Origin of the sequence: Pseudomonas sp. UBA4194, from assembly GCF_002379585.1 — a bacterium.
Lineage (GTDB): Bacteria > Pseudomonadota > Gammaproteobacteria > Pseudomonadales > Pseudomonadaceae > Aquipseudomonas.
On the sequence record NZ_DFUE01000040.1, the window covers coordinates 33,439 to 33,663 of the forward strand.

Below are 225 nucleotides of genomic sequence, written 5' to 3' on the forward strand. Positions count from 1 at the left end.
GCCGCTCCTACAGGGGTGGGGTGCATGGCCATTCACGGGGTGTACGCCTTTTTGACGGGGGGCATATGGACGTTCGGGGTGTGCGCCGTTTCGATGGGGGGGGGGGTGTTCGGGGGTGTGCGCCGTCTCGACGGGGGCGCATGGGTGTTCGGCCGTGTACGCCGTTTCGACGGGGGGCGTTGGGTTCTGGGTGTGGTGGGGGTGACCTGTAGGAGCGGCGTGCAG